Source organism: Stenotrophomonas mexicanensis, from assembly GCF_032911605.1.
In the GTDB taxonomy this organism is placed as follows: Bacteria; Pseudomonadota; Gammaproteobacteria; order Xanthomonadales; family Xanthomonadaceae; genus Stenotrophomonas; species Stenotrophomonas maltophilia_A.
Window position 1 is genome coordinate 56,325 of the sequence record NZ_JAWJTG010000021.1, and the last position, 20,899, is coordinate 77,223.

20 protein-coding genes are annotated in these 20,899 nt (G+C 67.4%); 9 read left to right on the plus strand and 11 right to left on the minus strand.

Features of this window, described 5'->3' with window-relative positions:
• From R1L06_RS10940 to R1L06_RS10960, 5 genes are all read left to right on the plus strand, one after another.
• Nucleotides 1-561 (plus strand): hypothetical protein, encoded by a 561-nt coding sequence (locus tag R1L06_RS10940; RefSeq protein WP_049398641.1) that lies wholly within the window; start codon nucleotides 1-3, stop codon nucleotides 559-561.
• Nucleotides 562-596: 35 nt separating this feature from the next.
• Nucleotides 597-1,862: a hypothetical protein gene (locus tag R1L06_RS10945; RefSeq protein WP_317217709.1), complete on the plus strand. Its 1,266-nt coding sequence runs from the start codon at nucleotides 597-599 to the stop codon at nucleotides 1,860-1,862.
• A complete protein-coding gene (locus R1L06_RS10950) occupies nucleotides 1,756-3,372 on the plus strand; it encodes a hypothetical protein (RefSeq protein WP_317217710.1) in 1,617 nt (538 codons plus the stop codon). The genes R1L06_RS10945 and R1L06_RS10950 overlap by 107 nt, the downstream gene beginning before the upstream one ends.
• A gap of 54 nt (nucleotides 3,373-3,426) precedes the next feature.
• Complete coding sequence (gene hemF / locus R1L06_RS10955; protein WP_253143657.1) at nucleotides 3,427-4,323, plus strand: oxygen-dependent coproporphyrinogen oxidase; 897 nt, start codon at nucleotides 3,427-3,429, stop codon at nucleotides 4,321-4,323.
• 96 nt (nucleotides 4,324-4,419) lie between these two features.
• Nucleotides 4,420-5,940 (plus strand): hypothetical protein, encoded by a 1,521-nt coding sequence (locus tag R1L06_RS10960; RefSeq protein ID WP_317217711.1) that lies wholly within the window; start codon nucleotides 4,420-4,422, stop codon nucleotides 5,938-5,940.
• A gap of 49 nt (nucleotides 5,941-5,989) precedes the next feature.
• Here the strand turns inward: R1L06_RS10960 and R1L06_RS10965 are convergent, their stop codons facing one another.
• Complete coding sequence (locus tag R1L06_RS10965; protein ID WP_032129193.1) at nucleotides 5,990-6,469, minus strand: DUF421 domain-containing protein; 480 nt, start codon at nucleotides 6,467-6,469, stop codon at nucleotides 5,990-5,992.
• A gap of 328 nt (nucleotides 6,470-6,797) precedes the next feature.
• Nucleotides 6,798-9,572 (minus strand): DNA polymerase I, encoded by a 2,775-nt coding sequence (polA, locus tag R1L06_RS10970; RefSeq protein WP_317217712.1) that lies wholly within the window; start codon nucleotides 9,570-9,572, stop codon nucleotides 6,798-6,800.
• Between the two features lie 98 nt (nucleotides 9,573-9,670).
• Here polA and R1L06_RS10975 point away from each other — a divergent pair, with 98 nt between their 5' ends.
• Nucleotides 9,671-9,955, plus strand: coding sequence for a DUF2782 domain-containing protein (locus R1L06_RS10975; protein WP_005411628.1), 285 nt, complete (start codon nucleotides 9,671-9,673; stop codon nucleotides 9,953-9,955).
• Nucleotides 9,956-10,090: 135 nt separating this feature from the next.
• On the opposite strand, the gene R1L06_RS10980 is transcribed toward R1L06_RS10975, so the two are convergent.
• Complete coding sequence (locus R1L06_RS10980; protein WP_005411629.1) at nucleotides 10,091-10,537, minus strand: universal stress protein; 447 nt, start codon at nucleotides 10,535-10,537, stop codon at nucleotides 10,091-10,093.
• Nucleotides 10,538-10,720: 183 nt separating this feature from the next.
• Between R1L06_RS10980 and R1L06_RS10985 the strand changes: the two genes are divergently transcribed.
• Nucleotides 10,721-10,867 carry a hypothetical protein gene (locus R1L06_RS10985; RefSeq protein WP_317217713.1) on the plus strand — a complete coding sequence of 49 codons (147 nt, stop codon included), beginning with the start codon at nucleotides 10,721-10,723 and terminating at the stop codon, nucleotides 10,865-10,867.
• 84 nt (nucleotides 10,868-10,951) lie between these two features.
• On the opposite strand, the gene R1L06_RS10990 is transcribed toward R1L06_RS10985, so the two are convergent.
• The 6 genes from R1L06_RS10990 to rpmB all read right to left on the minus strand — a co-directional run bounded on the left by R1L06_RS10990 (nucleotide 10,952) and on the right by rpmB (nucleotide 17,422).
• Nucleotides 10,952-11,506 (minus strand): hypothetical protein, encoded by a 555-nt coding sequence (locus tag R1L06_RS10990; RefSeq protein WP_317217714.1) that lies wholly within the window; start codon nucleotides 11,504-11,506, stop codon nucleotides 10,952-10,954.
• Nucleotides 11,507-11,659: 153 nt separating this feature from the next.
• Nucleotides 11,660-13,852, minus strand: coding sequence for a DNA helicase II (gene uvrD / locus R1L06_RS10995; RefSeq protein WP_317217715.1), 2,193 nt, complete (start codon nucleotides 13,850-13,852; stop codon nucleotides 11,660-11,662).
• Between the two features lie 9 nt (nucleotides 13,853-13,861).
• Complete coding sequence (locus R1L06_RS11000; protein WP_317217716.1) at nucleotides 13,862-15,283, minus strand: FAD/NAD(P)-binding protein; 1,422 nt, start codon at nucleotides 15,281-15,283, stop codon at nucleotides 13,862-13,864.
• A 45-nt stretch (nucleotides 15,284-15,328) separates the two neighbouring features.
• Entirely contained in the window at nucleotides 15,329-16,747 is a 1,419-nt protein-coding gene (gene cls, locus R1L06_RS11005) for a cardiolipin synthase (protein WP_317217722.1), read from the minus strand.
• Between the two features lie 260 nt (nucleotides 16,748-17,007).
• A complete protein-coding gene (gene rpmG, locus R1L06_RS11010) occupies nucleotides 17,008-17,175 on the minus strand; it encodes a 50S ribosomal protein L33 (RefSeq protein WP_170272460.1) in 168 nt (55 codons plus the stop codon).
• A 10-nt stretch (nucleotides 17,176-17,185) separates the two neighbouring features.
• Nucleotides 17,186-17,422, minus strand: a complete 237-nt coding sequence (rpmB, locus tag R1L06_RS11015; RefSeq protein WP_005411638.1) for a 50S ribosomal protein L28 — start codon at nucleotides 17,420-17,422, stop codon at nucleotides 17,186-17,188.
• Between the two features lie 278 nt (nucleotides 17,423-17,700).
• Here rpmB and R1L06_RS11020 point away from each other — a divergent pair, with 278 nt between their 5' ends.
• Nucleotides 17,701-18,915 carry a nucleotide disphospho-sugar-binding domain-containing protein gene (locus tag R1L06_RS11020; RefSeq protein ID WP_317217717.1) on the plus strand — a complete coding sequence of 405 codons (1,215 nt, stop codon included), beginning with the start codon at nucleotides 17,701-17,703 and terminating at the stop codon, nucleotides 18,913-18,915.
• 13 nt (nucleotides 18,916-18,928) lie between these two features.
• On the opposite strand, the gene dnaQ is transcribed toward R1L06_RS11020, so the two are convergent.
• Nucleotides 18,929-19,438 carry a DNA polymerase III subunit epsilon gene (gene dnaQ / locus R1L06_RS11025; protein ID WP_317217718.1) on the minus strand — a complete coding sequence of 170 codons (510 nt, stop codon included), beginning with the start codon at nucleotides 19,436-19,438 and terminating at the stop codon, nucleotides 18,929-18,931.
• Nucleotides 19,439-19,493: 55 nt separating this feature from the next.
• The gene (locus R1L06_RS11030; RefSeq protein WP_317217719.1) at nucleotides 19,494-20,387 is read right to left on the minus strand and encodes a LysR family transcriptional regulator; all 894 of its coding nucleotides are present in this window, start codon (nucleotides 20,385-20,387) and stop codon (nucleotides 19,494-19,496) included.
• Nucleotides 20,388-20,495: 108 nt separating this feature from the next.
• Between R1L06_RS11030 and R1L06_RS11035 the strand changes: the two genes are divergently transcribed.
• Nucleotides 20,496-20,885, plus strand: coding sequence for a RidA family protein (locus R1L06_RS11035; RefSeq protein WP_012512496.1), 390 nt, complete (start codon nucleotides 20,496-20,498; stop codon nucleotides 20,883-20,885).
• Nucleotides 20,886-20,899: the final 14 nt, after the last annotated feature.

Sequence of the window (20,899 nt, forward strand, 5' to 3'; positions counted from 1 at the left end):
ATGTCAATGTCGATCCCGCCGATTCCTTCGCTGGTCCAACCGACCTATCACGCCTGGGTGCGCCCGATCGCACACGCCTCGTTCTGGCTGTCACTGCTGCTCACGGTCTACTTCGTGATGCAGGGACTGCTGCTGTGGCCGCTGCACAACCTTCCGATCTGGCACCTGGTTGAGAGGGAAGTGCAACTCCAGCACCTGCACAGCCTGATCTGGCTTCTGGCGCATCCGGTGGCCGCGTCGATGATCGTCGCACTGCTGTGCCTTGCCTCGACGCTGGCCAGCTGGGGACTGCTACGCGAGCGCAGCTGGGGCCTGTGGAGCTTTGTGGCTATCCTGCTGATGAGTGCATTGACCAACTTTGCGATCGCCGGATGGCTGGACGTGTTCATGCGCGACGTCATCCCGTTTCTCTCCGACGACGCCGTCCTGCAACAGGAACTCCATCTGAAACGCTGGTTGATCACGCTGACCATGGTGGCCATGTCATTCGTACTCCTCGGCCTGCAGGGTTGGCTGGCCTGGCGCCTGCTGCGACCAGACATCCGCTCGCGCTTCCACTGAGCCACACCCCTTTCCCGCACGACAAGGACCGTCGCATGCGCTTGCTGACCCTTCTCCCCGCGCTGCTGCTGTTCGCCGCGCTGCCTGCCGCCGCCGATGCGCTGCGCTGTGGCGAATACCGCAGCACCGACGGTGGCATGGCGCTGATATTCACATCACCCAGCACCGGCTACCGCCACGACGACGGCAGCGAGCCGGAGCCGCTTTGGGTCGATCGCAGTGCGGCGCAGGCCCGCCTGGTCATGCTCGACGATGGCGTGGCGCTGCCGGTCCAGATCAGTGCCGATGGGCAGCGCATCGAAGACGAGGTTGTGGTGGTCTACACGCTGCGCCAGTCCCGGGACTGCGCCAGCGAACCCGCCGCGATTGCCGGCAGCTGCCGCGCCGCCGGCAGCCACTGCATTGCGCAGCTGCCCGCGGCTTCGCCCAGCCAGGCCCAGCGCGCGTGCAGCGAAGGCGTTGGCGCGGGCTGCTCGGCGCTGCTGCGACAACTGCGGGATGGCAGCCCAGCAAAGGCCACCGACGACGTCGGTGCCACGGGCTTTGATCGCCCACCTGCCTGCCGCGAACACACGCCCGGGCATGACCCGCAGGCCTGCGAGGCGCTGACCAATGATGCATTGGCTGCCGCCATGCAGCGGGTGAATCAACGCCTGCTGCAGGAAGACGAAGACACACTGGATTCGCCGCTTCCGGCCGCTGCACGCGATCAGCTGCAGCAGCGGTGCCTGCAGCACCGCAGTGGCCGCTTCTGCGTGGAAGTGGCCGCTCAGCAATTGAACGCGCTGGAACCTGCGTTGGCAGTGCAGGCCCTGCAGGTGGTCTGCGATGCAGGCCGCGTCAGTGCCTGCGGACGTACCGCACCGCTGCGTGAACTCGGCACCGACCTGCGCCTGGTGCCGTTGCAGCGGGTGCCGTGCGGCCGCTATCAGGCCTACGGTGGCGTGATCGACATGCTCGACTTCGGTGATGGCGCGCATGCCCGCCTGCACGAAGGCGCCGTCCAGCTGCAGCAGAACGGCGAAACCCTTGTGCTGCGCCAGCTCGGCAATGGCGACCTGCTCGGCATGGACAACCAGACGGCCTACCAGCGTTACCAGCTCGTGCCCGGCACGGCACAATGCACGCCCCCGCGCGAGGGCCAGGGTTCGCCGTATCGCCAGGAGCTTCCCGTTCGATCGTCAAGGAGACGACATGCATTCACCCGCACCGCGCCGCCGCTGGCTGGCCTGGGCGTTGCTGCTGGCCGCGCCGATGGCTGCCGCACAATCGCCGCAATGCGGCCTGTTCAAGGCCGATGAAGGCAGCAGCACGCTGCGCATCAGCTCACCCAACCGCGGCGAGCAGAAGCACTTCGGCAGTGCGCCGTCTCCGGTCGCGTTCCAGCAGATCGACGGAAAGCTGCAGCTGGTGAACCTGGAGTACGGCCTGCCCAGCGCGCTGCAGGTGCGCGATCGTGGCCGCACGGTCGAGGTGGATGGCACGGTCTACCTCCTGCAGGCCCCCGCACAGTGCGCCGCAGCCGCCACGCCAGCTGATGGCAGCTGCCTGGCCGATGCGGCCGCGTGCCTGGACAACCGTCGCGAAGCGACCCCGGCCGCGCTGGAAGCAGGGTGCCGGGAAGGCGTGCCCGGCATGTGCTTGCAACTGGCCGATCGTTGGCACGAGGAGGCCAAACCCACGGTCGAGGCCGATCCCGCCCTGGCAAAGGCAGCGCTCGACGCCGCCTTGTCCGGCATCAAACTCCCCGCCGCCTGTGACTACGGTGGCTTCGAACAGGGAACCCCGGCGTGTGCCGCCGCACTCGAGGCCGACCCGGCAGTGCAGGAGCAGCTGGTCAAGGCCGCGATGACGGCCGCCATGACCGAAGCCATGGTGACGATGACGGCGCCGACCGTGCCGGTGATCATTCCAGCTGAGCGGCGGCAACAGTTGTTGCGGTTGTGCCGCGAGGTAGCGCACGGCGGCTTCTGCACCCGCGTGGCTGAGCTGTCCTGGGACGCGGGAGATCCCCAGCAGGCGGTGCAGGCCCTGACTGCAGCCTGCACCCCCGGCAATGACACCGCCACCTGCGAGCGCCTGCCGGCGTTGCAGGCAGTGGGCGCATCGCTGCGACCGCAGCCCGCAACTGCATTGCCCTGCGGCAACTACCGGTCCGACGGCGGCCTGATGGACACGCTGGACTTCGGCGATGCCGGCCTGGTTGGCGTTGGCTGGAGCAGCCATCTTCGCGCACGCGTCGAAGCGGGCGACATCCGCATCCACCACGACCGGGACGGCGACTTCGTGCTGCGCCCGCTGCCCGGCGGCCAGTTGCTGGGCCTGGATAACTGGACCCGCTTCCAGGTGTTCGTCCCCACCGGCGAGGGCCCGACCCGGTGCAGTGCACCGAAGCAGTTCAAGGTGCTGCCACTGCCGCAGGATTGCCCGATGGCGCTGGCCAACGAGGGCGGTGCCGAAGCCTGCTGCGCGCAGGGCAAGCTGCAGGGCTGCAACATTCTCGGCAACCGCCTTGCGCTGTCCGGGAACTGGCTGCAGGCTGCCGAGCACTACACCACGGTCTGCCGCGCCGGCGTGCGCGAAGGGTGCGAGAACCTGGTGACCGCGCAGGGCAACGGCGCGGAACTGGACGCACGGGCAACCCTGGAGCAGCTGTGCAAGGCCGACCGTAGTGGCCTGCATGTGGCCTGCGACGTGCTCGGCACCCAGAACTGGGAGCTGATCACGCTGGGTGGTGCTCTGCAGAAGGCGGTTGACGAGGCAGCCGAGGACGACGCTCCGGCGCCGCGCAACTCCAACCGCAAGCGCTGAGCCGGCCAGGGCCTGTCCGCAGCTTCGGGCGGGCCCTGCGGTAAAGTACGCGCCATGAACGAATTCGAGCGCGTGCGCGCCTATCTCACCGACCTGCAGGACCGCATCTGTGCGGCGATCGAGGCCGTCGATGGCCAGGCCCGCTTCCAGGAAGACCTGTGGCAGCGTGCCGAGGGCGGTGGCGGGCGTACCCGCGTGCTGCGCGACGGTGCGGTGTTCGAGCAGGCCGGCATCGGCTTCTCCGACGTGGCTGGCAGCCGCCTGCCGCCATCGGCCTCGGCCAACCGTCCGGAACTGGCTGGCGCCTCCTGGCGTGCCACTGGCGTGTCGCTGGTGTTCCACCCGCTCAACCCCTACGTGCCGACCACGCATGCCAACGTGCGCTTCTTCCAGGCGCAGCGCGACGGCGAAGTGGTGGCCAGCTGGTTCGGCGGTGGCTTCGACCTGACCCCGTTCTATCCGTTCGACGAGGACGTGCAGCACTGGCACCGGGTCGCGCGCGACCTGTGCGCCCCGTTCGGCGAAGAACGCTATGCCGCGCACAAGCGCTGGTGCGACGAGTACTTCTTCCTGCGCCACCGCAATGAAACGCGCGGCGTCGGCGGCCTGTTCTTCGACGACCTGCACGGCGACTTCGAGCGCGATTTCGACTATCTGCGTGCGGTCGGCGATGGCTTCCTTGATGCCTACCTGCCGATCGTGCAGCAGCGCAAGGACACCGCCTACGGCGAGCGCGAACGCGAGTTCCAGCTGTACCGTCGCGGCCGCTACGTGGAATTCAACCTGGTCTACGACCGCGGCACGCTGTTTGGCCTGCAGAGCGGTGGCCGCAGCGAGAGCATCCTGATGAGCCTGCCGCCGCGGGTGCGCTGGGAGTACGGCTTCAGTCCGGAAGCGGGCAGCGCCGAGGCACGCCTGGCCGATTACCTGGTGCCGCGCGACTGGCTCTGACCTTCCGGCGCCACGCCTGACGCGTGGCGTCTTCTCCTGCCTGTGGTGCGCCCTGCACCGGACAGGTCCTGCTTTGCCTCCTTCAAGGATGACCCCATGCCTGCTGCTGTTTCCCTCCGCCTCCGCGCTGCGGGCTGGCGCTCCCTGCTGTTGCTCGCACTGGCCTCGGCCAGCCTGCCGGCTGCCGCGCAATCGATGGCCTGCGGCACCTACAAGGACAGCGACGGCACTATCACGCTGACCATCGAGAGCGAAGGCCACGCCTTCCTGTCCGGCCCCTACCAGGCCACCGAGGAGCTGCGCATCGCCCGCCAGGAAGACGTGCTCGGTACCGGCAACCTCTCCACGGGCCAGCTGGAAAACTGGTACTTCTCGGACAACGACCGCACGATCAGCACGCCCTATCGCGAGTTCACCCGTGAGCACGCCGCCGCCTGCAAGACGATGCCGCAGCCCGTCGAGGACGGTTGCGTGATGAACACCTCCGAGTGCCTGGAGGCGCTGCCAGAGGCCGCACCGGTGAAGCTGCACGCCTGGTGCGTCGAGGGCGTGGGCGCGGCCTGCTCCCAGCTGTTGGAGACCTACCAGCAGCAGGCCAAGGACGCTGCCCCGGCGCCTGCACGGGCCGAGCCGCCGAAGCCGGAGATCTGCAAGGAGGATTCCGCGTCCTTCAACGCCGAGGGCTGCAGGGCGATCGCCGAGGTGGTCGGGCTGGAGATGATCGGCAAGTCCCTGCTCGGGCTGCAGCATTCGGTTGATCCCGTGTTGCCGTCCGCGCAGCTCGATGAGCTGGCCGCACTGTGCCGGCAGCAGCACGGCGAGACCTTCTGCGCCGACGTTGCCGAGGTGCTGTGGAGTGGCGGGCGCCTGTTGCAGGCCCACGAAGCGCTGCAGCTGTCGTGCGCGCAACGCGCCGATGGCGTGGCCTGCGGCCGCGCCAAGGCGCTTGCCAGCCTGGCCGCTGCGCCGGTCGCTTCACTGGCTCCGGTGCCGGCCACTGCGCTGCCGTGTGGGAGCTATGAAGCCGAGTACGGTGTGCTCTCGCAGCTGCGCTTCCTCGATGGCGGCCTGGTTGAGGCCGAGGGCCGCGACCAGCGCCTGCGCGCGCGCCTGCAGGACGGCCGCATCCTCATCCGTCCCGATGTCGGCAGCGACTTCGTGCTGCAACCGCTGAAGAACGGAAACCTCGCCAGCGTCGACGGCGGCAACCGCTTCGCCTACTACGAGCGCAAGCCCGCCGCAGACAATGCCAGCTGCACGCCGCCGGTGGCGTTTGTGGAGATCCCGCTGCCACTGGATTGCCCCACCCTGGCACGCAAGGACGGCGCCAAGGCCTGCTGCACCGAGGGCAAGCTGCTGGGCTGCAAGGTTGCCGGCGAAGCGCTGTTCGAGGCCGAGAAATGGGCCGCGTCGCTGCCCTACTTCGAGACGCTGTGCGGCGCCGGTGTCCGCGAAGGGTGCCTGGCATTGGCAGCGGTGTACTCGCACACCGCCGACCCGAAGATCCCGCAGGCCATGGCAGCGATCTGCGCGAAGGATGGCGAGGGCACACATGTAGCCTGCGATGTGGACGCCACCCGCAACTGGCCGGCACTGAAGGCCGAAGCCGCGCTCTGAGGGCGCGGGAAGGGGTACCCGTAGCGTCGAGCTTGCTCGACGCTACACGTCAGGTGCTCTTCCTGGGAATGATGGTGATGTGCCCGTTGATCTCCAGCAGGGCCAGCTCGACATCCTCCACGCCCAGGCAGCCCTGCTGGCGCATGGCGGCCTCGAAATCGGCACGGGTGACCTGCTCACGGCGCAGAACGGCGTCGAACAGGCGCCCATCACGCGCGATCACTACCGGTTCTCCTTCCACCAGGCGCTCGATGCGCCGGCTGCGGGTACTGACCCAGCCCACCCCATAGTTGAGCAGGATCAGGGTGGCCGCCAGCAGCAGGCCGCCGCCCAGCGAGGTATCGGTACCCAGCAGCGCGTTCTGCACCGCGTTGCCCAGCAGCACCACCAGCAGTACGTCGAACGGGGTGATCTGCCCCAGCGGGCGCTTGCCGCTGAGCCGGACCATGCCCAGTACCACGACATAGACCACCACCGCGCGCAGGATGAACTCCCACCATGGCATCGCCAGTGCGAACAGATCGGGCATTGTCTTCCCCTGCGGAGCGGTGGCCCAGCGTGGCGCAGGCCACGGCATCTGGCAACGGCACAAATAAAAAGCCCCGCTGACCAGGGGGAGGTCAACGGGGCCGGGGAACGGGCACTTGGGGAGGAGTCCCCGTTCCGAGATCTGCTCCAGGGGATGGGAGAGATCCACAACAGGCGTTGCGCCTGTCGAGAGTTATAGAAGCACTCCGAACACTAACGGTTCGTGAAGGGGCCCAATTTAATGAACCTCCATCAGGGCAACATTCATGATCGAGTCAGAAACCTCTGACGAATGAACGAATTCACGTCGTTTTCGGCCTGAAACTCCCTCAGTGTGCTTCGTCCCAGTTGTTGCCGATGCCGGTATCGACCACCAGCGGCACCCGCAGTTTGGCCGCTTGCGACATGCGCTCGACCACCTGCAAACGCAACTCCTCGACGAAACTGCTTTCGGTTTCGAACACCAGTTCATCGTGCACCTGCAGGATCATCCGTGCCGGCGCGCCGCTGTCACGCAGCCACTGGTCCACGTCCACCATCGCGCGCTTGATGATGTCGGCGGCGGTGCCCTGCATCGGCGCGTTGATCGCGGCGCGCTCGGCACCGGCGCGCAGGCCCTGGTTACGTGCATGAATGTCGTTCAGGTACAGGCGGCGGCCGAACAGGGTTTCCACATAGCCCTGGTCGCGGGCCTGCTGGCGCATCCGCTCCATGAAATCACGCACGCCCGGGTAGCGGCTGAAGTACAGCGCCACGTAGTCCTGCGCCTGGCCACGGTCGATGCCCAGGTTGCGCGCCAGGCCGAAGGCGCTCATGCCGTACATCAGGCCGAAGTTGATCGCCTTGGCCGCGCGGCGTTCGTTCGGGGTCACTTCCTCCAGCGTGCGCCCGAACACCTCGGCGGCGGTGGCGCGGTGGACGTCGGCGCCCTGCTCGAAGGCACGCACCAGGCCCGGGTCCTCGGACAGGTGGGCCATGATCCGCAGCTCGATCTGCGAATAGTCGGCCGCCAGCAGCTGGAAGCCCTCCGGCGCGATGAATGCGCGTCGGATACGGCGGCCATCCTCGGTGCGGATCGGGATGTTCTGCAGGTTCGGGTCCGACGAGGACAGGCGGCCGGTGGCGGCGCCGGACTGGTGGTAGCTGGTATGCACGCGGCCGGTGTCCGGGTTGACCATCTCCGGCAGCTTGTCGGTATAGGTGCTGCGCAGCTTGGCCAGGCCGCGGTACTCCAGGATCACCCGCGGCAGCTCGTGCTGATCGGCAATCGCCTCCAGCGCCTCTTCATTGGTGCTGGGCTGGCCCTTCGGGGTCTTCACCACCGCCGGCAGCTTCAGCTCATCGAACAGCACCGCCTGCAGCTGCTTGGGCGAATCCAGGTTGAAGCTACGGCCGGCCAGCTCGGTGGCCTTCTGCTGCGCGGCCAGCATGCGCGAGGACAGGTCCTGGCTCTGCCGGCGCAGTTCATCGGTGTCGATCCGCACGCCATTGGCTTCGATCGTGGTCAGCACCGGTACCAGTGGCATCTCGATGTCGCGGTACACGCTGTCCAGCGCCGGCTCGGCCAGCAGCTGCGGCTGCAGCGCGCGGTGCAGGCGCAGGGTGATGTCGGCGTCCTCGGCCGCATAGCGGCTGGCTTCGTCGATGCCCACCTGCGAGAACGGAATCTGCTTGGCGCCCTTGCCGGCCACATCCTCGAACTTGATGGTGTTGTAGCCCAGGTAACGCAGGGCCAGCGAATCCATGTCGTGGCGGGTGGCGGTGGAATTGAGCACGAAGCTCTCGAGCATGGTGTCGTCGTGGTAGCCCTGCACCTCCACGCCGTGGCGGCGCAGCACATGCAGGTCGTACTTGCCATGCTGGCCCAGCTTCTTCTTCGCCGGGTCCTGCAGCACCGGGCGCAGTGCGTCCAGCACCTGCTGCATCGGCAGCTGCGCCGGCGCGCCCGGGTAATCGTGGCCGACCGGAATATAGGCGGCCTTGCCCGGCTCGACCGCCAGGCTGATGCCCACCAGGCGCGCACGCATCGCGTCCAGCGCATCGGTTTCGGTATCGAAACTGATCAGGTCCGCCTGCTGCAGGCGCTCGACCCAGGCCTGCAGCTGCTCGGCGGTCAGCACGGTCTCGTATTCACCCGGTGCGGCCAGCGCCGGATCCAGCGTGCCGGCGGCCGGTGCCTCGGCGCTGCCACGGGCGAAGCCGGCGGCGGTGCCACGCAGGCTCGGCGTTGCTTCGCTGGCGGCCGTCGGCGCCGGCAGCGGTGCACCCAGCTCCTTCAGCGCCTGGGTGAAGCCGTAGCGCGCATACAGCTCGGTCAGCTCCGGCACATCCTGCTCGCGCAGGGCCAGCGTGGTCGGGCTGGCGTCCAGCTCCACGTCGGTGCGGATGGTCACCAGCTCGCGGTTCAGCGGCAGACGCTCCAGCGCGGCGCGCAGGTTCTCGCCGATCTTGCCCTTCATGGTCGGCGCGGCCGCCATCACCCCGTCCAGGTGCTGGTACTCGGCCAGCCACTTGGCGGCGGTCTTCGGCCCACATTTCTCCACGCCCGGCACGTTGTCGACGGTGTCGCCCATCAACGCCAGCAGGTCGATGATCTGATCGGCGCGCACGCCGAACTTCTCCATCACTGCGGCATCGGAATCCATGCGGCTGCCGGTCATGGTGTTGACCAGCTCGATGCCCGGGCGCACCAGCTGGGCAAAGTCCTTGTCGCCGGTGGAGATGGTCACCTTCAGTTCCTGCGCCACGCCCTGCAGGGCCAGCGTGCCGATCACATCGTCGGCTTCCACGCCGGGAATGCGCAGGATGCTGATGCCCAGCGCTTCGACGATGCGGCACATCGGCTCGACCTGGCTGCGCAGCTCATCGGGCATCGGCGGGCGGTTGGCCTTGTACTGGTCGTACAGGTCATCACGGAAGGTCTTGCCCGGCGCATCGACCACGAACGCCACGTAGGCCGGGCGCTCCTTCAGTGTCGAGCGCAGCATGTTGACCACACCGAACAGCGCGCCGGTGGGTTCGCCCTGTGCATTGGACAGGGGCGGCAGCGCGTGGAACGCGCGGTACAGGTAACTGGACCCGTCGATCAGGACTAATCTGCTCATGGGTCGATTCTACGCGCCCGTGCCTGCACTGCGACGACACGGCACAGCCGCGGCGATGGGGCATAATCAAGGCTCTTTCCAGGCAAAGGCCCCCGCCGATGAAGACCCTGATGCTGGCTTCCCTGCTCCTGCTCGCTGGCTGCGCCAGCATGGGTGGCGCGGGCGCTCCCCCGGTGGACGTCAAGGGCGCGGATGTGTCCAAGCGCACCATGGACAACGGCGATGTCATCGAGGAATACCGCGTGTCCGGCCAGCTGCGCATGGTCAAGGTGACCCCGTCGCGCGGTGCCCCGTTCTACATGTACGACAAGAACGGCGATGGCCGTTTCGACAACGACAAGGACGGCGTGTCGCCGGTGTACTGGAAGCTGTACAGCTGGTGATGTGACCGGGGTCGGATCCCTGCGATTCAGTAGATCCACGCCATGCGTGGATGGGCCCCTGCCGGCCCCTACAAAAGATGACGCCGGCGCGCATCCTGCGGCCGGCGTCGGGTCCCCTCCCCGGGAACGCTTGTATCAGCGGATGACCAGCACCGGCAGCGTGCTGCGTGCCAGCACTTCAGCGGTCTGGCTGCCCAGCAGCACACGGGTCACGCCACGGCGGCCATGCGAGGTCATCACGATCAGGTCGCTGTTGCGCTCGCCGGCGGTCTCGATGATGCCGTCAGCCGCATAGCGGTCCAGCACGTGCACTGGGTTGGCGGTAATGCCCTGCTCAGCCGCCTTGGCCAGCGCCGGCTGCAGCACCTTCTGCGCGCCTTCCTCGCGGTCGGCCTTGTATTCAGGGCTGTTCATGTAGCCCACGCTCCAGCCCATGGCGTCGTACATGCCGACGGCCCACGGCTCGGAAACGGTCACGATATCGACCTCGGCGTTGAGGTCCTTGGCCAGCTCCAGGCCCTTGGCCAGGCCCTTGTCGGCCAGCTCGGATCCGTCAGTGGCAATCAGGATGCGCTTGTACATGGTGGGGCTCCGTGGCGGTCTGCCAGATGGGAACAACACCATTGCACACCGGATGTGCAGGCCGCGCCTTGAGCAGGATCAATCCGGCGCCGCGCAGCGGCGTGTGCGCACCGCCGGCTTGCGTACCCGGACACTGCAGCGCAAGCTGGGTGGGCGGCGGCGCGCCGCCTTGGGAGAACCCGCATGCAGGACAGCAAGCCGACATCACGAAGCCCCCTAAGGATCATCCTGTGGAGCCTCATCGCCGCCTTCGTGCTGTTCTGCGGCGGCTATTACCTGGGCAAGGATCTGGCCCAGCGCGACAACGCCAGGCAGTCAGCCGGCCGATAACGCTCTTCTGTAGAGCCGAGCCATGCTCGGCTGCTTTTCCCGCCAGAAGCAGCCGAGCATGGCTCGGCTTTACATTTTCTGCCCTCAGGCGATCTGCACCACGCGTGCGTTCTGGCACAGCGGATAGCTGGCCACGAATTCGGCAATCGCATCACGCATCGCTTCGAAGGATTCGCCGTACATGTAGAGCGCCGTTTCGGTCGGGCCCTGCCACCAGCTGCAGATCTCACCCAGGCCATCGATGCGCTCGGACAACTGCTCGAACACGTGGTTGGAATCGCACTGTTCGTAGACGTCGTCCGGCAGGTTCAGGCCATCCAGGTAGATGCCCAGGCCTTCGGTCACGCCGAAGCTGCGGTCGGCCTCGCCCGCACCCTGCAGCTGCGAACCCTTCGGCGCACCCAGCTGTTCCAGCAGGTCGATCAGCTTCGGCACGCCGGCCGCATCGACCAGCGCCACTTCGATATCGCCGTATTCGACCTCGCCGAGGTCGGACATCGCGGTGCCGCCGCCGGTCAGCTCGCCCACCTGGGCCGCCTGCAGCAGCGCATCGAGCGGATCCTCGAACAGTTCGTGGCGATGCTCGGGCTGCAGCTTGGCGTTCAACTTCACGGTGACGTGCAGCGTGGGTTCGGTCATGGGGGCGTTCCTGGAAGATGTCAGGCCCCATTGTAGAGTCGAGCTTGCTCGACTGCCTTTGTAGAGTCGAGCCGTGCTCGACTGTCTTTCCCACCAGAAGCAGCCGAGCATGGGCTCGGCTCTACAGGTGTCCCAGCGCCCCCTCGACGGTGATCAGATCACCGTCAGGTTGGCATACGCCATCACCAGCCACTTGCTGCCGGCATCGGCAAACTCGACCTGCACGCGGGCGTGGGCACCGTTGCCTTCGTAGTCGGTCACCATGCCTTCGCCGAACTTGGGATGGGTGACCAGCGCGCCGAGCTTCAGCGGCGGCGCCTCGATCGAGGGATGGCCCATCACCCGGCTGGCGCCCATCGAGGCCGGCCGCGAGACCTGCACCTTCGGGCGCACTTCGTGCAGCAGCTCGCGCGGAATCTCGCGCAGGAAACGCGACGGCAGGCTGTAGTTGTCCTGGCCGTGGATGCGACGCGATTCGGCGTAGCTCAGCACCAGCTTCTGGCGCGCGCGGGTGATGCCCACGTAGGCCAGGCGGCGCTCTTCTTCCAGCCGCCCGCTTTCCTCCAGCGAACGCGCGCTGGGGAACAGGCCTTCTTCCAGGCCGGCCAGGAACACCAGCGGGAACTCCAGGCCCTTGGCCGAGTGCAGGGTCATCAGCTGCACGCCGTCCTCGCCCGCCTGCGCCTGGCCCTCACCGGCCTCCAGCGCGGCATAGGCCAGGAACGCGACCAGCTCGTCCATGTCCTCGCCCACTTCCTCGATGTCATCGGCACGGCGCACGAAGCGCGAGGCCACCGAGACCAGTTCGTCGAGGTTGTCGGTGCGCGATTCCGAGTCCAGCGCGTTGCGGCTTTCCTTGCTCCAGTGCTCGCGCAGCTGCGAGCGGGCCAGCACGTGGTCCACGCGCTCGGCCAGGGTCATGTGCAGGGTCTGCGCCTGCAGCTCGTTGACCAGCACCAGGAAGCCGGCCAGTGCATTGCGCGCACGTGCGGCCAGCGCGCTGCCCTGGGTGACCAGCATGGTCGCTTCCCACAGCGAAATACCCTGCGCGCGCGCCTCGCGGCGCACTTCGTCCAGCGTGCGGTCGCCGATGCCACGGGTGGGCGTGTTGACCGCGCGCTCGAAGGCGGCGTCATCGTTGCGGTTGGACAGCAGGCGCAGGTAGGCCAGCGCATCCTTGATTTCGGCACGCTCGAAGAAGCGCATGCCGCCGTACACGCGGTACGGCACCTGTTCGCTCAGCAGCGCCTCTTCCAGCGCGCGCGACTGCGCGTTGCTGCGGTAGAGCACGGCCACTTCGGTATAGCTGCCACCGTCTCGCACCCACTGGCGCGCGCGCTCGACGATGTAGCGCGCCTCGTCCATCTCGTTGTACGCCGCGTACAAGTCGATCGGCTCGCCGTCGCCGCTGTCGGTCCACAGCTGCTTGCCGATGCGGTCGGGGTTGTGCGCGATCACCGCGTTGGCGGCACCGAGGATGTTGGCGGTGGAGCGGTAGTTCTGTTCCAGGCGGATGGTCTGCGCGCCCGGGAAATCGCGCAGGAAGCCCTGCACGTTCTCGACCTTGGCACCGCGCCAGCCGTAGATGGCCTGGTCATCGTCACCGACCACGAACACGTGGCCGGAATCGCCGGCCAGCACGCGCACGAAGGCGTACTGGATGGCATTGGTGTCCTGGAACTCGTCTACCAGGATCTCGCGGAAGCGCGCGCGGTAGTGCGACAGCAGCGCCGGGTTGTCGCGCAGCAGCTCATGCGCGCGCAGCAGCAGCTCGGCGAAGTCGACCAGGCCGGCGCGGTCGCAACGCGCCTGGTACTCGATGTAGGCCTGGCGCATGGTTTCCAGCCAGGCATCGTGCGGTTCGGGCTGGATGTGCTGCGGGCGGCGGCCTTCGTCCTTCTGCGCGTTGATCCACCACGCGATCTGTTTGGCCGGGTACTTGCCGTCATCCAGTTCCAGCGCCTGCACCACGCGCTTGACCAGCCGCAGCTGGTCGTCCGAATCCATCACCTGGAAGCCTTCCGGCAGCTTCGCATCCTGCCAGTGCAGGCGCAGCAGGCGGTTGGCCAGGCCGTGGAAGGTGCCGATCCACATGCCACGGCTGCCGTTGGGCAACTGTGCGTCGATACGGTGGCGCATTTCGCCGGCCGCCTTGTTGGTGAAGGTCACCGCGAAAATGCCGTGGGTCGGCACGCCATCGACTTCATGCAGCCAGGCGATGCGGTGGGTAAGTACGCGGGTCTTGCCGGAACCGGCACCGGCCAGCACCAGGTGGTGGCCGGGGGGAGCGGAGACGGCTTCGCGCTGGGCCGGGTTCAGGCCATCAAGCAGGTGGGAGACATCCATGCCCCCATTTTACGGCATCGCCGTCGCGGCTCCTGCGACCACCTGGGTTGCCAGTGCCTGCGCCTGCTGACGCAGTTCAGGCACCGCCAGGCTTTCCCACAGGCTGCCGATGCGCAGGCTGCCGAGCACGCCCAGCCGTGCCTGCGGCTGGCCACCGGCGGCGCGCAGGCGATCGCCCGGCACCGTGCTGTCCAGGCCCAGCCCATGTGGGCCGGGGCGCGCCATGCCGTCCGCCTGCAGCTGCTGCAGCAACGGATTGCGCAGTGCGCTGGCGCGGGTTTCCACGCCGGTGGCGTTGATCACGCCGCCAATCATCCACTGCTGCTCGTTGCCAGTGGCATCGCGGCCGGACAGCCGCAGTGCATCGCCTTCGCGCCAGACACGTTGCAGGCGGGACCGGTGGATACGCAGCTGGCCGCTATCCTGCAGGGACTGCAGCTGCGCATCCACTTCTTCGGCGATGCGGTGGCGATGCACGTCCCAATAGCGCACCACATGGCGCAGGAAGCGACGCTGGTCGGCCTCTTCGAGGCTGCACCACAGCGCCTGCCCGTGCGGACGGATGCGGTCCATCACGCCCTGCCACGGCAGGCCGTCGGCCTGCGCCTGGCGCGCGAAGCCACGCAATGCGCGCAGGCGCTGGCGCAGGTTCATCGGCAGCAGCGTGGCCGGGTCGAACGTGGGCAGGCCGCCATGCGCATGCGGCAACGGCAGCAGGCCATGGCGCGAGATCACATGCAGCGGTCCGCTGTGGCCGGCAGCGACCAGCGCCAGCACGGTGTCGGCCATGCTCAGGCCGGAGCCGACAATGGCTACAGCCTGTTCGCCGGCCAGGGTGCGTACGCCGTCGTAGTCCCAGGCCTCGATCACATCGTCGGCAGGCAGCGCATCGGCACCGGCCACCGGCAGCGGGCGCATGCTGTTGCCGGTGGCGAGCACCGCCTGCGCGGCGTGCAGCGTGTGGCCATCGCCGAGTGTCAGCTGGTAGCCGTGGTCATCCGGCTGCAGGCCCAGTACCGGCTGCGCGATCACCTGCAGCTGCGCCGGGCTGGCTGCGGCGGCGTCCTGCAGGCGCTGCTGCAGGTAGGCGGCGAAATAGTGGCGGCACACGTAACGCTCGCCCAGCACCTCGCGCGCCTCGCCCGGGTAGGCATTGGCCGCCATCAGGTAGTCGAGGAAATCGCCGGGCTGGTCGGCAAACGCACTCATCTTCGCCGCCGGCACGTTCAGCAGATGCTCCGGCCACGGCGTGGCATAGGCGATGCCCTGCGCCAGCTGCGAGGCGGGTTCGAAAATGGCCAGCGCCAGCGGCGTGTGGGCCTGGCGCAATACCTGGATCGCCACCAGCACCCCGGCCGCACCACCACCGATGATTGCCAGGTCCAGTTCGCCATTACGCGGTGAATCAGTCATGTGCCGATTGTAGGCCATCGGCGATGACAGGCCGGATTGCCGAAATGGGCGGCCGGCATTGCCTTACATCAACGCATCGGCCAGCCGTGCGATGCCCTCGCGGCTGCGCCTCCACGTGGGGCGGCTGCGCCATTGCTGCAGATCCAGCTGCCGCGATTCACGCAGGTAGCCATTCTCGATCTCGCACAACTGCTTCACCAGCGCGCGGTCGTAGCAGATCAGGCCGATCTCGGCATTCAGCGCGAACGAGCGGATATCCATGTTGATCGAGCCGAGCACGGCGATGTCCTCGTCCACGCTCATGTGCTTGGCGTGCAGGAACTGCGGTTCGTACAGGGCGATGCGCACGCCACAGCGCAGCAGCTCGTCGTAGTACGCCTCCTGCGCCCACGAGGTCAGCCGCTGGTTGTTGCTGGCCGACAGGATCAGCTGCACCTGCACGCCGGACAACGCCGCAATGCGCAGCGCGCTCAACGTGGCTTCGTCCGGCACGAAGTACGGCGTGACCATCACCAGCCGCCGCCGCGCCAGATGGATCAGTGCCGCGACCGCATCACGCGCGTTGCTGTACGGGTAGGCCGGGCCGCTGGGCAGCAGCTGGGTGGCGATGTCGTCGCTGCATTCGGGCACATCGGCGATCACGTCCAGACGCTGGCCGGTCTCCATGTACCAGTCGCTGGCGAACACCGCTTCCAGATGCGCCACCGCCGGGCCACGCACGCGCGCCACCAGTTCGCGGTTCGGGTGGCCGGGCACGAACTGCGGGCCCGCCAGGTTCTGCGAACCGACGTAGGCCACCTCGTTGTCGATCACCGCGATCTTGCGGTGGTTGCGCAGGTCCATGCGCCCGCTGCGGCGCCAGCGCAGGCCGCCGGGCAGCATCGCGCGCACTTCGATGTCGCGCGCCTGCAGGCGCTTGCGATAGGCGCGCAGGCCACGCTTGGCACCCACTGCGTCGAGCAGCACGCGGCATTGCACACCACGCGCCGCTGCGCGCTGCAGCGCCTCGACCACCGCCTCGCCCACCGCGTCATCGAACATCAGGTAGTACAGCAGGTGCACGCGGTCTTCAGCCTGGTCGATGTCGGCGATCAGCGTGTGCAGCGATTCGTCGTAGTCGGTCAGCAGGTCCACCGCGTTGCCGTGCACCGGCATGAAGTCGCCCTGGCGCTGCACCAGCGGCACGATCTCGGCGCAGGCAGTGTCCGGCTGCGGGGTCCAGCGCAGGCGATGCTGCAGCGCCTGTTCCTCGCGGATGACCTGCGAGGCCTCGGCCTGGCGGCGGATGCGCTCGCGCGACAGCCACGGGTGGCCGAACAGCAGGTACAGCGGCAGGCCCAGCAGTGGCACGAAGCCGACCAGCAGCAGCCAGCTGCGCGCCGCCCCCGGCGTGGTGCGGGTGGGAATCCAGCACAGCGCGACCAGCCGGATCAGCCAGTCGATCAGCAGCAGGTAGGAACCCAGCAACCACTCGAACAGCATCGCGTCGCCCGTCGGGAGGTGATGGGCCATTCTGCCCAGCGGGGTGTGTAGAGTCGAGCCACGCTCGACTGCTTTGAAGCAGTGTGCCAACCAAGGTTGGCACCTACCGGGTGGGGGGACAGCGTGTCGACCAAGGTCGACACCTACCGGGGGTGGGGACGGCGTGCCAACCAAGGTTGGCACCCACCCTCTGGATGCCAGGCATGAAAAAACCCGCCACAAGGGCGGGTTTCTTCGCGGGGATCAGCAATCCTTGCGGATTACTTGATCTTGCCTTCCTTGTACGGGACGTGCTTGCGCACGACCGGATCGTACTTGGAGAATTCCATCTTCCCCGGGGTGTTCTTCTTGTTCTTGTCGGTCGTGTAGAAGTGACCGGTACCAGCGGTCGAAATCATACGGACCTTATCGCGCTTGCCTGCCATGATCGTCTACTCCTCAGACCTTTTCGCCGCGCGCACGCAGCTCAGCCAGAACGGAATCGATACCGTTCTTGTCGATGGTGCGCAGTGCATGCGCGGAAACACGAAGCTTCACCCAGCGGTTTTCGCTGGCAACCCAGAAGCGGCGCTCGTGCAGATTCGGCAGGAAACGACGACGGGTCTTGTTGTTGGCGTGCGAGACGTTGTTACCCGTCTGCACTCGCTTGCCGGAAACCTGGCATACGCGGGACATTGCGCACCTCGATAGTAAGTTGTGTCAGCCCGTAGCCCGGGAGACGGCGGCCTCGATGGTTGCCCACCACACGTCAAGAGAATCAAAGGGTTACGCTGGCGTTGGGCGGCCGGGGACGTGCTCCCGGGGGCGCCGCCCGGTAGAAAACCGGACACAGCGAGCCGCGCATTATGCACGGGTTCAAGCACTTGCGCAAGTTACCCACAGGCTGGGACTGAACCGGGAGGGCCGGGAGCCCACCAACCGGCATACTGGCCCGGTTCACTGCGGAGCTTTCCATGCGGCTGCTGGCCCTGACCTACGGAACCGAAGGCGATACGCGTCCGCTGGCCATGCTCTGCCATGGGCTGATTGGCGCAGGCCACGAGGTGACACTGCTGGCCGATGGCGGCACGCTGGGCAGCGCGCAGGCGCTGAATGTGCCCCATGCGTCCCTGGAAGGTGATATCCATGACGAAGTGGTCGCGCTGGTCTCGCGTGGCAACGGTGTTGCCGCCGCCAGTAGCGGACTGGCACGGATGGCGCTGCAGCATGTCACTGGCTGGATGCGGCAGGCGGACGCGGCGGCCGAGGGTTGCGACGCGATTCTGACAGGTGGGCTGGCGGCCTTTGTCGGCATGAGTGTGGGCGAACGCCGGGGTCTGCCGGTGATCGGGACCGGCATGATTCCACTGACCCCGACGCGTGCCTTCCGCTCCCCGTTCCTGCCGCCGGGACGCTCGCCGGGCTGGTTGAACCGGGCCAGCTATGGGCTGGTCAACGGCCTGATCTGGCGCCAGTTCCGCCAGCCGATCAACGAGGCCCGCAAGCAGCTGGGGCAATCGCCGCGCCGCTCGCTGTGGTCCGGCCTGCCGATGCTCTATGGCATCTCGCCGCAGCTGCTGCCGCCACCGACGGACTGGCCGGCCGACCACATCGTCTGTGGCCAATGGCGGTTTCCTGATGCGCCCTGGACGCCGCCGGCCGATCTGCACGCCTTCCTCGACGCCGGACCGCCGCCGGTCTATCTGGGCTTCGGCAGCATGACCGGCTTTGATCGCGAACGCGTGTTGCCGGCCCTGCTGCAGGCGTTGGCACCACGCCGTGTCCTGCTGTTTCCCGGCTGGGTGGGACTGCCTGCGATGCGCTTGCCCGATTCTGTCTTCGTCCTGGGCCCGACCCCACACGAAGCGCTGTTCCCGCGTTGCGCATTCGCCATCCACCACGGTGGCAGCGGCACCACGCATTCGGCCTGCCGCGCCGGCATTCCTTCACTGGTGATGCCGTTCGCCGCAGATCAGTTCTTCTGGGCCGATCGCCTGTATCGGTTGGGCGTAGCACCGGCACCGTTGTCACCGAAGCGACTGGATGCAGCAGCGCTGGCAGCAGCCATCACCTTCGCTGAAACCGAAGCAACACGCGCACGCGCGGCGGCCTTGGGCGTGGCGATGAACAGTGAGGACGGGGTGGCATGTGGCGTGGCAATGATCGAGCGCTGGTTGCGGCTGATGTAACGGCGACCAGGCCTCAGCGCAGATGCGGAATCACCTGGGCCAGCAGGTGCGCATCCTTCAATGCGCCATGCAGGCCCCGGTTGCCGGGAATGCGCAGGCGCTGCAGCACATCATCCAGCTTGTTGCCCTGACCCGGCCAGCGCCCGCGCGCCAGCTTCAGGCTGCAGGTGACGCGGCAATGCTGGGCCAGCGTGCCGGGGATGCCAGCCAGGCGCAGCTCGTTGTCCAGGAAGCCCACATCGAAGGTGGCGTTGTGCGCGACCATCTCGCTGCCACGCAGGAACTCCAGCAGCTCGGCGGCCTTGCTGGAGAACAGCGGCTTGCCCACCAGCATCGCGTCGCTGATGCCGTGCACGCGCTGCGCGCCCCAGTCCACCTTGCGCTGCGGCTGCAGGTAGGTGTGGAACTGGCGGCCGGTGAGCTGGCCATCGATCAGTTCGACGGCACCGATTTCGATCACCCGGTGCCCCAGGCGGTGGGAGATGCCGGTGGTTTCGGTATCCAGTGCGACGATGCGGCTCATCAGGGTGTGCGTTCTCCAGTATGTGCAGCCGGATTTTCGCACGCGACCGATGCGCTCACCCCAACGCTTCCACCACCCAATCAATGAACACCCGCAGCCGCTGGCTCATGTGCCGGTTGGGCGGGAACATCACATGCATCGGCATCGGTGGCAGCTGCCAGTCCCGCAGCAGCGGCAGCAGCTCACCACGCGCCACGTGCGGTTCGGCCATGTAGCTGGGCAGAGCCACCACGCCGAGCCCCGCCAACGCAGCCGCCAGATAGGCGTTGCCGTCGTCGAAGCCGACCGTATAGCGGCCCTGCACCTCGACGCGCTCATCGCCACGCTGTGCAGTGAACATGCGGGCGCGGCCACTGCGCGGGCTGAGGAAACCGACCATGTGGTGATCGGGCCCTTCCAGCGCGCGCGGGTCGGTCGGCACGCCGAAGCGCTGCACATAGCCCGGGCTGGCGTGGAAGCCGATCGGCAGCGCAGCAAGCGGCCGCGCCACCAGCGCCGGGTCGGCTGGAGTGCCACCACGGATCACGCAATCGACGTTGTCGGCGATGACGTCGACCTCGCGGTCACTCACGCCGATGTCCAGCTGGATCTCCGGGTAGCGCGCCTGGAAATCCGGCAGCGCCGGTACCAGCCGCAAGCGCGCGTACGGCCCGGGCACATCCACGCGCAGGCGTCCGCGCGGTTGGGTGGCCGCGTCGCCCAGCCCGCCCTCCACCTCTTCCAGCTCGGCCAGCAGACGGGCGATGCGCGGGTAATAGGCCGCGCCATCGGCGGTGACGCTGACCCGGCGCGTGGTGCGGTTGAGCAACCGCAGCCGCAGGTGCGCCTCCAGCTGCTGCACCAGCTGGGTGGCCGTGGTGCGGCTGATCTGCAGGGTCTGCGCGGCGCGGGTGAAGCTGCCGGTTTCCACTACCCGGGCAAAGGCGCGCATCGCCTCGAAACGGTCCATGGCTGGCCATGATTGTTTGGAATTGGCAATCAATCTAGGCCGATCATCGCGGTTTATCCAGACAGCGCTGGCGGGGAGGATGGCGTTCTTTCCCACGGGTTCCTTCCCATGTCACAGCGCGATGTCGTTTTCCCCGCCGGCCGCCAGGCCCTGTACGAGCGCAACCGCTACTCGCCAGCGATCCGATCTAACGGCTTCCTGTTCGTTTCCGGCCAGGTCGGCAGCCGCGAGGACGGCTCGCCCGAACCGGATTTCGAAGCCCAGGTGCGCCGCGCCTTCGAGAATCTCAACGCGGTGCTGGCCGCCGCCGGCTGCAGCTTCGATGACGTGGTCGACGTGACCGTGTTCCTGGTCGACCCCGAGAAGAACTTTGAGAAGGCCTGGGCGATCGTGCCCGAGTACTGGGGCGAGGCGCCGCACCCGACCCTGACCGGCATCGGCGTGACCTGGCTGTACGGGTTCCAGTTCGAGATCAAGGTGATCGCGAAGCTGCCGTGATACGGGTAGTGCCG